Annotated in this window: 10 protein-coding genes; 7 read left to right on the forward strand and 3 right to left on the reverse strand. The window is 71.5% G+C overall.

Annotation, left to right across the window (positions count from 1 at the left end):
• Positions 1–12: 12 nt before the first annotated feature.
• Together CACI_RS42055 and CACI_RS42060 are read left to right on the forward strand one after the other, a co-directional pair.
• On the forward strand, positions 13–855 hold the full coding sequence (locus CACI_RS42055) for a glycosyltransferase (protein WP_041543917.1): 843 nt from the start codon (positions 13–15) through the stop codon (positions 853–855).
• Between the two features lie 63 nt (positions 856–918).
• Positions 919–2,175: a glycosyltransferase gene (locus CACI_RS42060; protein ID WP_015797059.1), complete on the forward strand. Its 1,257-nt coding sequence runs from the start codon at positions 919–921 to the stop codon at positions 2,173–2,175.
• Positions 2,176–2,196: 21 nt separating this feature from the next.
• Here the strand turns inward: CACI_RS42060 and CACI_RS42065 are convergent, their stop codons facing one another.
• A complete protein-coding gene (locus CACI_RS42065; RefSeq protein WP_015797060.1) occupies positions 2,197–2,589 on the reverse strand; it encodes a hypothetical protein in 393 nt (130 codons plus the stop codon).
• An 18-nt stretch (positions 2,590–2,607) separates the two neighbouring features.
• Positions 2,608–3,507 carry an NAD-dependent protein deacetylase gene (locus CACI_RS42070; RefSeq protein ID WP_041543919.1) on the reverse strand — a complete coding sequence of 300 codons (900 nt, stop codon included), beginning with the start codon at positions 3,505–3,507 and terminating at the stop codon, positions 2,608–2,610.
• A gap of 244 nt (positions 3,508–3,751) precedes the next feature.
• On the opposite strand from CACI_RS42070, the gene CACI_RS42075 reads away from it, so the two are divergent.
• The 4 genes from CACI_RS42075 to CACI_RS42090 all read left to right on the forward strand — a co-directional run bounded on the left by CACI_RS42075 (position 3,752) and on the right by CACI_RS42090 (position 11,134).
• Positions 3,752–6,208: a fibronectin type III domain-containing protein gene (locus tag CACI_RS42075; protein WP_143765618.1), complete on the forward strand. Its 2,457-nt coding sequence runs from the start codon at positions 3,752–3,754 to the stop codon at positions 6,206–6,208.
• A 117-nt stretch (positions 6,209–6,325) separates the two neighbouring features.
• On the forward strand, positions 6,326–7,285 hold the full coding sequence (locus tag CACI_RS42080) for an AAA family ATPase (RefSeq protein WP_041543920.1): 960 nt from the start codon (positions 6,326–6,328) through the stop codon (positions 7,283–7,285).
• On the forward strand, positions 7,278–8,771 hold the full coding sequence (locus CACI_RS46900) for a DUF58 domain-containing protein (protein WP_015797064.1): 1,494 nt from the start codon (positions 7,278–7,280) through the stop codon (positions 8,769–8,771). The genes CACI_RS42080 and CACI_RS46900 overlap by 8 nt, the downstream gene beginning before the upstream one ends.
• Positions 8,768–11,134: a transglutaminase domain-containing protein gene (locus CACI_RS42090; RefSeq protein ID WP_015797065.1), complete on the forward strand. Its 2,367-nt coding sequence runs from the start codon at positions 8,768–8,770 to the stop codon at positions 11,132–11,134. The genes CACI_RS46900 and CACI_RS42090 overlap by 4 nt, the downstream gene beginning before the upstream one ends.
• Positions 11,135–11,204: 70 nt before the next feature.
• On the opposite strand, the gene CACI_RS42095 is transcribed toward CACI_RS42090, so the two are convergent.
• On the reverse strand, positions 11,205–12,407 hold the full coding sequence (locus CACI_RS42095; RefSeq protein ID WP_015797066.1) for a S8 family serine peptidase: 1,203 nt from the start codon (positions 12,405–12,407) through the stop codon (positions 11,205–11,207).
• A gap of 107 nt (positions 12,408–12,514) precedes the next feature.
• Here CACI_RS42095 and CACI_RS50755 point away from each other — a divergent pair, with 107 nt between their 5' ends.
• Entirely contained in the window at positions 12,515–14,677 is a 2,163-nt protein-coding gene (locus CACI_RS50755; RefSeq protein WP_015797067.1) for a protein kinase domain-containing protein, read from the forward strand.
• Positions 14,678–14,693 lie beyond the last annotated feature (16 nt).

A 14,693-nucleotide genomic window follows, 5' to 3' on the forward strand; every position in this document is an offset into this window, starting at 1 on the left:
TACTGGGCAATCGTGGTGTCAGTGATCATCCCCGCGCACAATGAGGCGAGTGTCGTCGGTCGTCTGCTCAGCAGGCTGCTCGCCGACGCGGCGCCGGGCGAGTTCGAGGTCTGGGTCGTCGCCAACGGCTGCACGGACGACACGGCGGAGATCGCCGGCGCGTTCGCGGACGTCAAGGTGCTGATTGCGCCGGAGGCGAACAAGCACGCCGCCATGCGCCTCGCCGACGAACACGCCGAGGGCTTCCCGCGGCTGTACGTGGACGCGGACGTCGAGTTCGGGGCGCGGGACGTGCGCGCGCTCGCGGCGGCGTTCGACGACCCGGGCGTCCTGGCGGCCGGTCCGTCACGCGCGCTGCCGCCCGAGCGGAGGCCGTGGACCGTGCGGTGGTTCTACGACGTGTGGGACCAGCTGCCGGTGGTCCGTGCCGGGCTGTTCGGGCGCGGCGTGGTCGGGGTCTCGCGCGAGGGCTGGGAGCGGCTGCGCGCGCTGCCGCCTTTGCTCGGCGACGATCTGGCGGCCTCGCTGCTCTTCGAGCCCGCGCAGCGCCGGGTGGTTTCGGAGTCCACGGTGATCGTCCACCCGCCGCGGACTGCGGGGGCGCTTCTCAGGATCCGTACTCGCGCCCTGGTCTCGACGCTCCAAGCCGCCGACGACTCGGAGCTCTCCTCGGCGTCGGATTCGGCGCGGACGTCGCTGTCGGACCTGCGGGCGATCGCCCTGGCCTCGCCGGTGCGCGCCACGCCGAAGGTCGCGTGGTTCCTGGTTCTGACAGTCGCGACCAAGATACGGGCTCGGCGCGCGGTGCGTGCGAAGGACTTCCGAACCTGGCACCGGGACGACACGAGCCGCTGACCAAGATCCAAGTGTCAGTGTTCTGTGACAGGGGTAGCCTCGCCGACAGGGGGTGGGGAAACCATGACGGAACGTATCCGAACACCGCACGCTGTCCTGGTTCTGCTGAATCTGCCGGTACCCGACGACCAGCGCGCCTGGTCTCAGGCCCTTGCGCTCCGCGACGACGGCGCGCGCGTGACCGTGGTCTGCCCGGCGATCCGCGGACGCAAGCCCGGCCGCGAGCGCATCGACGGCATCGAGGTCATCCGCTTCCGCTCCTTCGAAGGCCAGGGCCCTCTCGCCACCGCCGCCGAAGGCTTCTGGACCGCAGCCGCAGCAGGCGAAGCAGCACGCGGCGCACTGCGCTCCTCACCCGCGTCCGCACGCATGCTCCAGATCGGCAACCCGCCCGACCTGCTGTTCCCCCTCGCCTGGTGGGCCCGCCGCACCGGCATCCGCACGGTCTACGACCAACGCGACGTGGTCCCGGTCCTGGCCGCGTCCCGCGCCGGATTCAGCAGGCTGACCCCCCTGTTCCTCGCCGCCGAACGCCGCATGATCACCACCGCCGACGTGGTGATAACCCCTAGCGAGGAACAGCGCGCACGGATCTTGAGCCGCTACGGACGCGACGCGCTGATCATCCGGACGGCTGAGGTGCCCGCGGAGAAGGAGGCCGAGCCCGATGCCGCCGCAGTCAATGAGACTGACGCCGCCGCAGTCGCTGAGCCCGATGACGCCGCAGTTGCTCCCGATTCGGCTCCCACCGCCCTCGCCCCCACCCTCACCATCGGCTACCTAGGCGTCATCGGCGAACAAGACGGCCTCACCGACCTCCTCGACGCCGTCGCCCTCCTGCGCGCCGACGGCCTCACCGGCTTCCGCGTCGAGGTCGCCGGCGACGGTCCCGCGCTGCCCGCCGCCCGCGCGCACGCCACGCGCCTCGGCCTCGACGCCCTCGTCGCCTTCCACGGCTGGCTGGGTCCCGGCGCCGTGGACGCGTTCCTGGGCCGCATCGACGCGATGGCCGTCCCCGACCCCGACAACCCGTTCAACCACTTCTGCGCCATGAACAAGGTCACCCACGCGATGGCCCGCGGCATCCCCATCGCCCTGCGTCCCCTGCGGGAGAACGTGCGCCTCACCGCCGGGCACGCCTACGAGGCCGCCGACATGACGATCCGCGCCTTCGCCGACGCCTTGGCCGCGCTCCTCAAGGACACCCCGGCCGGCCGCTCCGACATCGCCGCCGAAGCCCGCGCCACGTTCGAGGCCCACCATTCGTGGCCGCACCACGCGCCCCGCTACGTCGCGGCGGTGTCTCCCACACGCCGCTGATCCAAGGCCCTGACAGAACCCTCAATCAGCCTCGTGCAACTCCGCCCCTCGCACGAACCCACCCCGAGCCCGTCCCCCGCCGAAGATCTCATCCCAGTCGAACTCGTCAGGGATTTGCGGCAGCGAGACCACGACCCCGCCGCCGTTCTGCGCGACGGCGTCACACCACGCGGCCATCCCCTGCACATCGCCCGACTCCGCCATCGTCGGTATCAGGCATCCGCCGATCGGCCCGTCGAGCACGCACACCGTCAGCCCCGCCATCAGCTGCCATCCGTCGCACACCGGCACGCGCCCCTCGGGCGCCACCAGCCGCGGCAGCTCCGCGTGCACCCGCGCCTCCCCGACGACCAGCAACGGCATCGGTCCCAGCACGAACCGCGCGTTCTCCCGCGGCACCAGCATCGCAGTCATCGCGCCACCGTACCGGCCCTAGCCGAGATCCGCCGCCGCCCCCACGCGCCCCACGAGTTCCACCAGTGCCGCTCCCAACGGCGCCTCGATCCGTTCCGAGGCATAGCGATCGCCCCGTGTGAGGCCCTGGTTGACGATCACGACCGGCTTCCCCGCCTCGGCCGCCCGCCGCACGAACCGCAGCCCCGACATCACCGTCAGCGACGACCCGAGCACGAGCAGCGCCGCGGCGCCGTCCACCAACTCTTTGCACCGCTCGACCCGCGCCTTGGGCACGTTCTCGCCGAAGAACACGACATCCGGCTTCAGTACCCCCTCGCCACAGGAGTCACAGTCCACCGAGCGGAAACGCCGCACCGCGTCCTCGGCGAGCTCCACGTCCCCATCGGGGTTGATGCGCGCCGCGACACCGTCGAACACCGGGTTCGCCTCGTTCAGCCGGCGCTCCAGTTCCGTCCGCTCGCTGAACACGCCGCAGGTCAGGCAGATGACCCGATCCAGGCTCCCGTGCAGGTCGACGACCTCCGGCAGCGTCCCCGCCGCCTGGTGCAGCCCGTCCACGTTCTGCGTGATCACGCCGTCCACGTGCCCCGAGGCGCGCAGCGCGGCGACCGCCCGATGCCCGACGTTCGGCTGCGCCCCGGCCATCGCGCGCCACCCGAGGTGGCTTCGTGCCCAATACCGCTGCCGGGCCTGCGCACTGCCCGCGAAGTCCTCGTAGGTCATCGGCGTGTGTCTGCGCAGCGCGCCGGATTTCCCGCGGTAGTCGGGAATCCCGGACTCCGTGGACAGCCCAGCCCCGCTCAGCACGACGACTCCGCGCCCCGCCACCAGGTCGACCATGGCGTCCAGGCTCGTCGTGCGCGCGAAAACCTCGCCGCTCGGTGGTTCCCAGGTCAACGTCGGTCGCGTACGCACCACTCCAGCGTAAGCTCCATTACCCCTGAGCTCCATCACACCGATCCGACCCGGCGGACAACGGTTTCCACAACGGCTTCCACGCCGGTTCAACGCCGGTTCAACGTCGGCTTCCCCGTCCCAACTTCGTCCCACCGGGACCGGTCCCCTTCGCTCGGGCGTTCAAGTCAGTATGCTTAAGGCGACGATGGACTGGGTCTGAAGTGTTCTGACGTCATGATGGGGGCCCAAGGTGTGGCGTAGCGTGCGGCAAGAACCGGATGCGGACGGGGTTTCCGGAGCGGTGGCCGAGGACGGAGCCGCGGGGCGGTCGAAGGGCTCTCGGGTCCTGCTCACCGTCGGCGTGGCGGTGACCGTGACGTTGGCCGCTGCCGGATTCGCGTTGGGGCGCAACGTTTCCGCGAGCCGGGCTCAGACCCATCCGGGCAGCGCCTGGCTCACCACGACGGCCGACGGCAGCGTCAACCTCGTTGACGGCGTCAGCGGCGGATCGGCCGCGAAGGTCCCGGTCCCCAACGCCTCCGGGCACTCGATGGACGTGACGCAGAACGGCGATCTGGTCTTCGTGCGCGACACCGTGACCGGCGCCATCACCGTCATCGACACCTCGCAGCTGGTCGCGACCGTGCAGGTCCCGCACAGCAAGGACACCACCGTGCTCGCCGGGGGCGGCGTCGCCTACCTGGTGGACGCGATCGCCGGCACCGTGCAGAAGGTCGACCCCGCGACCCTGGCTCCGGTCGGCGCGCAGGTCCACCTCCCCGGCGCCCTCGGCACCCCGATCGTCGACCACAACGGCGTCCTGTGGGCGCCGGTCACCGCGCAGGGCAGCGTCATCGCCGTCACCGGCGACACCCAGGCCGCGCCGATCGCCGTGGACCCCAACGGCTCGGACATGGTCATGGCACTGGCCGGCGGCACGCCGACCGTCGTGGACCGCACCGCCGGCACCCTGACCGCCATCACCGGCGGCGTGGCCGGCCAGGTCATCAAGCTGCCCGGCGCCGCCAACTCCGGCACCGGCCTGCAGGTCGCCAGCGTCGACAGCAACCAGCCGCTCCCCCTGGTGGAATCCGGCCCGACCGCGCAGCTGGTCCTGGTCAACCTCGCCAGCGGCATCCCGACCTCGATCGGCATCCCCGCCGGCTACACCGCCGACGACCTGCGCCCCCCGCTCCAGGCCGGCCAGCGCACGTACATCCCCGACTTCACCCGCGGCTCGGTCCTGGTCTACGACGGCACCACCAACCGCTTCGGCACCCCGGTCCCGGTCCTGGCCCACGGCGGCTCGTTCCAGTCCGAGATCGTCGACGGCATCGTCTACTTCAACGACCCCTCCAGCGGCACCGCCGTCTCGGTCTCCACCGACGGCGCAGTCCACACCATCACCAAGAACGGCAGCACCATCCCGACGGCCGGACCCTCCACCACCCAGGCGAACCCCAACCCCAGCCCGACCCAGCCGCCGACCACCCACCCCAGCTCGCAGAACCACGACACCTCCGCACCCCCGGTCACCGAGACCAGCACCGCCAACGAACCCAGCGCCCCCCCGACCACCAAGCCGGTCGTCCCCACCAGCCCGATCGGCCCGCCCAGCAACAGCGTCCCAATCCCCGCCTCGTCAAGCAGCAGCAAGCCGAGCCCGACGCCGACCCCGACGCCGACCAGCTCAGCGTCGCTGACGAAGCAGCCGCCGCCGCCACCGAGCACGTCGAAGAGTTCGACGCCTGCCCCGCCGCCGAGCACGACGTCGAGCTCCACCCCGGCGCCGGTCGCCCCGCAGGCACCGCAGGCTGTGACGGTCACGCCGAACTCGGCCAACAACGGGTCCGTGACGGTGAAGTGGAAGAGCCCTGGCAACGCGTCGAACATCGCGTCCTACAAGGTCACGGTGAACAACAACGCCGGCGTCCAGTCAACAGTGAAGGGTGACCCGCTGGCGCTGACAGTCAGCAAGCTGACTTGCGGCCCCAGCTACAGCTTCACAGTGACCTCGGTCGGCCCGACCGGCCTCACCAAATCGGCGGGCGCCGTCTCCAGCCGCGCCTGCTTCTCGCCCGGCTCGCCGACCAGTCTGAACGTCACCACGCCTTCCGGCAGCGCGAACAGCCTGGCCGTCAAGTGGTCCAAGCCCACCAACCCCGGCATCGGAACCTTGACCTACAGCGTCACGCTGACCGGTCCGAGCGCTCCCACCGCCGCCCGAAGCGTCACCGGCACGTCGACCACCTTCACCAGCCTCGTCCCGGGCCGTTCCTACACGGTGAGCGTCCAGGCTGTGACCAACGGAGGGAAATCGACAGCGGTCAAGGGCACTGCGGTCGCCGGCGGCGGCACCGGCCTCACGGTGAACCTCAACGCGGTCAAGGGTTACTACGCCTGGGCCAAGAGCAAGGGCATCATCAGCTGCACCTATCCCCAATGCCCGACCTGGATCCAACGCACGCCGTCTACATATGACGACACTTCAGCACACGGATCGTGGGTGACGACCGCCACCATCAATGAGCGGCTCACCGGGTATTGCTACAACGGCAGCGGCTACAGCGCCGAAGACGACAGCAAGACGGTTCACAGTTCAATCTGGATCTACGTCAATGCGGGCGGCCACTTCGGCTACGCCTCATCGTTGTGGTTCGGCGACAACGCCAGCACACACAGCCTGCCCGCCTGCCCCGGCAGCCCGCCCGTCGGCTGACCCCCCACCTGCACAGACACCCGCGCACCCACTAGCCTGACCCCACCCGACCCGTCCGAACCGGCACCCGGTACCGACACCGCGAGGAACAGCGTGACCGCCACCGATGCCCGCCCGATGCTGTCCGGCGAACAGTTCGCCGCCGGTTTCGCCCTGCTGCGTGATGCGATCTGCACTGTGGTGCGGGGGAAGGTCTCAGCGGTCGAACTCGCGCTGACCTGCCTGCTGGCCGAGGGCCATCTGCTGGTCGAGGACGTGCCGGGGACCGGTAAGACCACGCTGGCGCGCGCGCTGGCGGCCACGCTCGGCGCGTCGTGGAACCGGGTGCAGTTCACGCCGGACCTGATGCCCTCCGACGTGACCGGCGTGACGGTCTTCGACCAGCGCGCGCAGGAGTTCACCTTCCACGCCGGGCCGGTGTTCGCGCACGTGGTCCTCGCCGACGAGATCAACCGCGCCTCGCCGAAGACGCAGGCGGCGCTGCTGGAGGTGATGGAGGAGCGGCACGTCACCGTCGACGGCACCACGCACCCCGTCCCGCAGCCCTTCCTGGTGGTGGCGACCCAGAACCCGGTCGACATGGACGGCACGTACCCGCTCCCGGAAGCGCAGCTCGACAGGTTCCTGATGCGCATCCGGCTGGGCTACCCCGACCACGCCGCCGAGGTCGAGGTCCTGCAGGGCCGCGAGCGCTCGCGGCGGCTGTCGGACCTGCCGCCGGCCATGGACATCGCGGCGGTGACCTCGCTGATCCGCCAGGCCGAGCAGGTCTTCGTGGCGCCGAGCGTCTACTCCTACGTCGTCGACATCGCCGCCGCGACCCGCACGATGCCGGACGTCCGCCTCGGCGCCAGCCCGCGCGGCAGCCTGGCCCTGCTGCGCGCCTCCCAGGTCCGCGCCGCCTCGCGCGGACGCATATACCTGACGCCCGACGACGTGAAGGCCCTCGCCGAACCGGTCCTCGCCCACCGCATCCTGCTCAACCAGGACGCGCTGATGCGCGGCGGAACCGCCGCCTCCGTGGTGGCCGCGGCGGTGGCCGCCACCCCGGTCCCGCAGACCGCCGAGAATGTCTGAGGCCACGCCGGCACCGCACCAGGCGCCCGGCGTCCCGACCGGCACGACGGGCTCGACCGGTACGACCGGCGTGCCCGGGCAGTCCGGTCAGTTCGGCCCGCCCGGCACGACCGGCACGACCGGCACGCCCGATCCGGCAGCAGCGCCACCAGATCCGTCAGCCCCGCGCGAGCCCTCCGCCGCACCCGCTGACAGCTCTGACACCGCTGGCGCCGCCGACGCCACCGCAGCCGCAGCCTCAGCCACCGCATCCCCCGATACCGCACCCCCCGAGCGCACCCTCCGCCTGACCTCCACCGGCACCGCCCTCGGCCTGTCCGCCATCGCCTGCATCGTCCTCGCCTACGCCTTCGGCTACCCCGCCTTCGCAGCCCTCGGATCCGCCGGCCTCGTCATCCTCCTGTGCGTGATCCCGCTGACCGCCCGCAACGCCCCGGTCGAGCTGAACCGCGAGGTCTACCCCCTGCGCGTGGCCCGAGGCGAGACCGCCGTCGGCCTGCTCACCGTGCGAAACCAGTCCCCGACCTGGGGTCAGCGCCTCTCCGCGACGGAGCGCATCGGACGCCGCGAGATCCCCGTCCGCATCGGCCAACTCCCCCCGCACGCCGCCGTCGAAGTCCGCTACGAACTACCGACGACCCGCCGTGGCGTCATCGACGTCGGACCCCTGCGCTGGGACCGCACCGACCCCCTCGGCCTGGTCCGGCGCCGCTCCGCACTGCCCGGCAAAGCGGTCCTGCACGTCCACCCGGCAGTCCACCGCTTCCCGCTCGGCACCGCCGCCCAGAACGCCCAAGGCGAGCAAGCCCGCACCGACCTGGCGCTCGAAGGCTCCATCACCTTCCACACGCTGCGCGAATACGTCCCCGGAGACGACCTGCGCCGCATCCACTGGCGCGCCAGCGCCCACCGCGGCGAACTCATGGTCCGGCAGAACATCGATGTGACGCCGCCCAAAGCGACCATCGTCCTCATCACAGACGCCGCCCTCTATACGAATCCTGACGATTTCGAGCACGCCGTCGACGTCGCCGCCTCCGCAGCAGTCGGCGCCGTCCGCGCCGGCCAAGCCGTCTCCCTGTGGACCACGGGAGGCCTTCGCCTCAGCGCGAACGGCTCCCCCGAGGAATCCATGCTCTTCCTCGACCGGCTCGCCGCCGTGAACCTCGCCTCCATCAAGTCCAGCAACCGCAATGGCAGCGGCAACGGCGAAGGCCTCGCCGGCACGCTGGAACGCCTGGAACACGCCGAACGCGGCGGCGTCCTCATCGTCGTCGGCGGCCACCCGCAGCCCAGCGAGATCGGCACGCTGACCCGGATCGCCGGACGCTTCGGACTCGCGGCGCTGACCCGCATCGGCACTACCGACGGACCGGGCACCGGACGCGGCGCCGGACTCACCTTCATCGACGCACCGACCGCCGAAGAGGTCTGCCACCGCTGGGAACGCCTCGCTCTGGCGTCGGCACGCGGAGGCGCACGATGACCTCTCGATCGACGATCTCCCGACCCACGGCCTCGCGACCGACACCTCCCGGACCCACGCCCCCCAGACCGATAACCTCGCGACCCACCAGCCAGCGCCGGAACCTGCGAATCCTGCTGGTAGTCCCGACAGCGCTTCTGTGCGCAATAGCCGGAATCTCGCTCCGCGGCGCCTTTGACGTCGGCGACATCGTCCCCGAATGTCTTCTGGCGACAGCGGTTCCGTCCGGCATCGTCGCACTGGCAGCAGCGGCAACGGCGACCGCACGGCGCGCCCGCGGATTCGAGCTGTTCGCCCTCGGCGGCGCATTGCTGACCTGGCTCACCGTGCTCCCGGCAGCCTCGATCGGGCTGGCGGGCTGGCGCGGAGGCGACCACCAGTCCGTCACGAACTTCCTCAGCGTGCTGCGAACCGCCGTCACCGACGGAGCCCGCCAGCTCCTGCTGACGACGTCCCCCGCACGACCGACCGCCGTCCTGCTGACCACCGCCGGAACCTGCCTGTGGTGGGCTGCCGCATGGGCTGCGATCTGCGCGATCCGCGGCGCCTCGCCCCTGGCCGTGCTGCTACCGCCGACCATCCTGCTCGGTTTGGGCACCGCCGCCTCGGCCGGAGCCGGCGATCCGAAGACGATCCTGACCGCGGCCCTCTTCCTGGTCATCGCCGTGCTCTTCGTCGGCCTCGACCAGGCGACGCGCGGGAACCCGGCCGACGCGGTCGTCATCCGCAACCGGAGCGCGCGACCGTGGGCCGCCGCCATCCGCACGGCTCCCTTCTTCGCGACCGTCACCGCGCTGACCCTGCTCACCGCGTCGCTGGCGCCGCACCTCCCCGGCCTTCCGCAGCGCCGTCCCTGGGACCCCCGGACGCTGATCGCCCCGGCCCAGCAGGTCTACGACGAGACCGACCCGCTGACGCAGGCGGTCGCCTGGCTGAAGGAAAGCACTCCCTCGCCGCTGTTCACCCTCACGACCAGCGACGCGAACCAGCGGCTGCGCTGGCAGGTGCTCGACACCTACGACGGACGGCACTGGTCGACCTCGGCGGAGTACCGCGTGGCGGGCAAGACCCTCCCGACTCCCGCCGCGCTCTGGGATCCGGCCGGTCCGACCCACTCCGTCACCGAAACCGTGCGGCTGCAAGACCTTTCGAGCGTGTTCCTACCTGCGACCGGACGTGTCAGGTCTGTCTCCGGGACGGACGTCCGGGTCTCCAGCGACCTCGGCATGATCGCCACCAGCGACGGTCACGTGGCGTCTCCGTCGTTGTCCTACAAGGTCGACACGACCGTGCCGGACTTCAGCAACGCCAGTCGGCTGAGCAACGCACAGCAGAGCACCGACACCGCGCTTCAGCCTTTCGAGCAGCTGCCGCCACAGGTCCCCGACGACCTGACCGCCTTCGCCGGGACGGCAGCGGTCGGCAACACTCCGTTCGATCAGATGAACGCGCTGGCCACAGCCGTGCGCGGCGCGTTCGGCTACGCGCCGGATTCGGCGGCCGGACAGAGCCTCGGCCGACTCAGTGCCCTGGTTTCCTACGGCAAGGACCAGAGCCGGCATGTCGGTGGCAGCGCCGACGCCTTCGCCTCGCTGTTCGCCGTCACGGCGCGGCAGGCGGGGTTCCCGGCACGGCTGGTGGTGGGTTTCGCGCCAGGAACGCAGAGCGGCGCTGCGGGGGCGTACTCGGTGACGAGTCAGGACGTGCGGGTCTGGCCGGAGGTCTACTTCGCCGGCGTGGGCTGGGTTCCGTTCTATGACGCGGTTCCGGACGGCAAGGGCACGACCGGCGACGTCAATCCGGTGCAGGAACAGGCTTCGACCGTGCCGACGTCCGAGACGCCGACGTCCCAGGCGTCGCAGTCGGCGGTTCCGTATACGGGACCGTCGGTGCGGCTCAACAATCCTTCGCCTCAGCACAAGGCGCCGTTGGTGCTGCTCATCGCAGGCGTCGCTGTCGCGCTCATCATCGCCGCCGTCTGCGCGCTCTTGGTCGTCGCGCTCGTCTCCCGGCGACGCCGCCTCGCCACCCGACGCGGCGATCCGGATCCGCGTCGGCGGACGCAGTGGGCATGGCTCGAAAGCCTCGACGCGCTGGGGATCGACGGACGGACGACCACGACTCCGTTGGAACTGGCGCTGCGTGCCGGTGCTCCGCTGGGTGCGGACGGCGCCGAGCCGATCAAGCAGCTCGCGGGGTTGGCCGAGGTCGCCGCGTACGCACCCTTGGCGCCGGACGCGGACCAGGCCGAGCAGGCGTGGAAGTGCGCGGATCAGATCAGGGTGCTGTCACGGCGCCAAACTCCGCGCCGCGTGCGGGCTATGCGGTTGTTGCGGCCGCCGTCGAAGGCGCGACGCCACTAGCCTTTCGCGCTCGCTAGCCTTTCCCGGTCACTAGCCGTTCCCGCCTATAGCTTTTTCCCGCTCACTCGCCTCACTTCACGCCCGGCTTCCACCCGCGGCGCCGTCCGTTGCGCAGCGCCGCTGCCGCTCCGGGCACGGCCAGCGCCAGGACTGCCGCGCCGATCACCGCGAGCACGGCGCCGCGCTTGACCGGGTCGGAGTGCTTGGCGCTCGCGACCGGGAGCGTCATCGCCTGCGGGGTGGTCGGTGCGGAGGCGGCGGGCTCGTTGGGAAGCTCGGCGGTGACGGCCCGGTAGGGGTTGACCACGCCCCAGCCGATGCGCGGGTCGGGGAGGTAGCCGGTGGTCGGGCGGTCCGCGGTGGCCTCGATGCGCTGGATCAGCTGGTCGGGGGTGAGGTCGGGGTGGACGGCCAGGATCAGCGCGGCGGTGCCGGCGACGAAGGCCGAGGCGTAGCTGGTGCCCTCGCCGCTGAGGACGTAGGGCTGGGTGAGGGCCGTGGGCTGGACGCCGACCGACCAGATGGCCGCGGCGGGCGCGGCGACGCCGGCGTGTCCGCCGACCTCGGATTGGGCGTAGACGGAGCCGTCGGCCGCGACGCCGCCGACGGACAGGACGCCGGGGATCGAGGCCGGGTAGAGGGGTCCGGCGTTCTGGTCGTTGCCGGAGGCGGCGACGATCAGGACTCGGTGATCGCGGGCGTAGGCGACGGCGTCGTCGAGGGCGGGGGTGTCGGGGGTGGTGGTGATCGAGATGTTGATGACGCGCGCGCCGTGGTCGACGGCCCACTTGATGCCCGCGCCGATGCGGGCGGCGGCGGAGGGGTCGTTGGTGCTCTCGTCGGTGACGGTGACCGGCAGGATGGTCGCGTCCGGCGCCACGCCCTCGAACGTCGCCAGGCCCGGGCGGCCGGCGATGACGCCGGCCATCATCGTGCCGTGTCCGTGGCAGTCGACGTCGCCCGCGCCGCCGCCGGGCAGCAGGTCGATCCCGGGCTGCACGGCCGAGGCGGGCAGCACCGTCCCCGCCGGATTCACGCCGGTGTCCACGACGCCGACCACGACGCCCTTCCCGCGGCTCAGGGCCCAGACGCCGGTGTCGGTGAGGCCGAGCGCGGTCTGGGCCCAGGGCACGGTCGCGGGGACGTTCGGCACACCCTGGCCGTCGGCAGGGCGGCAGGTGTCGTCGGCGTGCGCCGCGGACGGAGCGAGGCCGGCCGGACCGAGCAGTCCGGCGGCCAGCGTGGACGCCGCGATCAGCGACCTGATACGCACCCGGCGTGTCCCCCGTCCGTGTCGTGCTGATGTCTTGGCCGATGTGTTAGCCGATCTCCCTCGGATTCCCCCGGGATGGCGGCGCAGACGTCCATTATCCTGCAAGGGTGAACGGGGAAGAAGCCCAGAGCAATCCGCTGCCACCGGGATTCGACGACGTCGAGCCCTTGGCGCTCACCAGCTGCGGCCAGGTGTACCGCGCGCGCGCCGCGACCGTCGAAGGGCACGTCGAACAGGTCGCGGTCACCCTGGTGGACACCCCGGTCCGCGGCCGCGACGCACGGCGTCTGCGCAGCGACTGCCTCGGCGCCGTCGCCATCAACGCCGAACCCGGCGTCCTGGCCGTCCGCGACCTGGGCTTCACCAAGGACCACCGCCCCTTCCTGGTGACGGACACGATCCTGCCGGGCACCCTCGCCACCCGCATCGAGCAGCAAGGCGCCCTCCCACCCGGCGAAGTCATAGTCCTCGGCCTGACGTTGGCACGCGCGCTCCAAGCCGCCCACACCAACGGAATCCTGCACCTGGGCGTCGCCCCCGACGTCGTGTTCCCCACCCCCGAAGGCCCGACCCTGGGCCACTTCGGCCTCGCCTGGGCAGTCCGCCCACCCTCCCAACCCGACGTCCCCGCCACCGCCATCATGCACGCCCCCCGCGAACTCTTCGGCTGGGCAGGCCCCACCACCGGCTCCGACGTCTACGGCCTCGCCTCAGTCCTCCGCACAGCCCTCACCGGCCGCGCCCCCTTCGAAACCGAAGCCCGCACCAGCCGCGCAGCCCTCTACCACCGCCTGGTCCAAGGCGCCCCACCCAAACTCCACCACCCCGGCGTCCCCGACCAACTGACCACCCTCCTAGACCGCATGCTCGACCCCGAAGCCTCCCGCCGCCCCCCACTCGACGAAGTCACCCACACGCTCCACGCAGTAGCGCAGATCCCAGGCCTGATGACGGCGCGATCCGCGCCGATGCCAGCACCGCAACCGGCGATGCAGACGCCGACGGTGGTGCTCCAGACGCCGCAGCCGCAGCCGGTCATCGGGCAGCAGATGCAGCAGATGCCGCCGCAGCCTGTGATCGCACAGCAGGTTCAGGCGAGCGCACCACAGCCAGCTCCTCAAGCGCCGCCGCAGCCCCAAGTCGCCGCGCCGCACGCTCCGGCTCCCCAAAATCCGCAGGCACCCGCGCCGCAGCCACCGATTGCGCCGCAAGGCCTGCCCACGCCAGAACACCAAATCGCTGCCCTGACACCCACACCTGCGCCGACACCACCAGCACCCGCGTCGCAAGGTCTGCCCATACCAGAGCACCACATCGCTGCCCGGGCATCCGCACCTACGTCGACACCGCCAGCACCAGCACCCGCGCCGCAGCCACCGATCGCGCCGCAAGGCCTGCCCGTCCCGGCGAGCTTCCCCGCACCGCAGCCTGCTCCTCAAGCGCCGCCGGAGCGGCAAGTTGCCGCGCTGGCTTCCGCACCCGCGCAGACACCGCCCGCCGCAGCGCCCCAAGCGCCGGCTCCCCAAAGCCTCGCAGTGTCCTCGCCGCAGCCGATCGCCGCGCCCCAAAGCCAGCCGTTCCCCTCGCCGCAGCCGGTCTCCGCATCCCCATCCCCATCCCCATCCTCGGCGCCGCACCTCCCCGGCAACTTCCTCGACCTGCCGCCCTTCTCCCAGCAGTCGCAGGCCACCGGCTTCCCGGCGCCGCGTCCCATGCCTCCGGCGATCGCCGCGACCACTCCCGCGCCGAAGGTCGTTGAGCCGCGGCGGCGTAACACCGGCCTCGTGCTGCTCGTTGCTGCGGGGCTGACGGCGCTTGCTGCGGGGGTGGCGTGGGGGGTGGCTACCGCTCCGAAGAAGTCCACGTCGTCGGCGGGGACCAGTCCGGTCGTCAGTGTTCCGACCTTCAGTGGGGCGCAGCGGTCCGCCTATGAGGTGACCGATGCGAAGGCCAGTGCGGCTGGGGGCGATGGGGTCGCCGTGACGTGGTCTCCGCCGCGGCAGACGGCTGGTGTGCAGAGCTACATCGTTGTGGTGAACCTGCACAATCAGTCCGTGCAGAGCACGACTGTTGCCGGGCAGACGCTCACCGCCACGTTCAAGGGCTTGACGCCGGGGACCACCTACTGCGTCAGCGTCGTGACGTTCGCCGTCGCGCCCGGGGACTCCGGTCCGCACACCGCGCCGCCGGATCAGTGCGCGCTCGTCACCACGCCGAGCACGACGAACCCGGCGTCGCCCGGCGGGCCGACGACCACCCGCGCCGCCTGACCGGCCTGACCGGCCT

The organism is Catenulispora acidiphila DSM 44928, assembly GCF_000024025.1.
GTDB lineage: Bacteria > Actinomycetota > Actinomycetes > Streptomycetales > Catenulisporaceae > Catenulispora > Catenulispora acidiphila.

Coding starts and splice junctions, on each gene's coding strand:
- CACI_RS42060 (WP_015797059.1), top strand. CDS start 919: ATGACGGAACGTATCCGAACACCGCACGCTGTCCTGGTTCTGCTGAAT.
- CACI_RS42065 (WP_015797060.1), bottom strand. CDS start 2,589: ATGACTGCGATGCTGGTGCCGCGGGAGAACGCGCGGTTCGTGCTGGGA.
- CACI_RS42080 (WP_041543920.1), top strand. CDS start 6,326: ATGCTGTCCGGCGAACAGTTCGCCGCCGGTTTCGCCCTGCTGCGTGAT.
- CACI_RS46900 (WP_015797064.1), top strand. CDS start 7,278: ATGTCTGAGGCCACGCCGGCACCGCACCAGGCGCCCGGCGTCCCGACC.
- CACI_RS42090 (WP_015797065.1), top strand. CDS start 8,768: ATGACCTCTCGATCGACGATCTCCCGACCCACGGCCTCGCGACCGACA.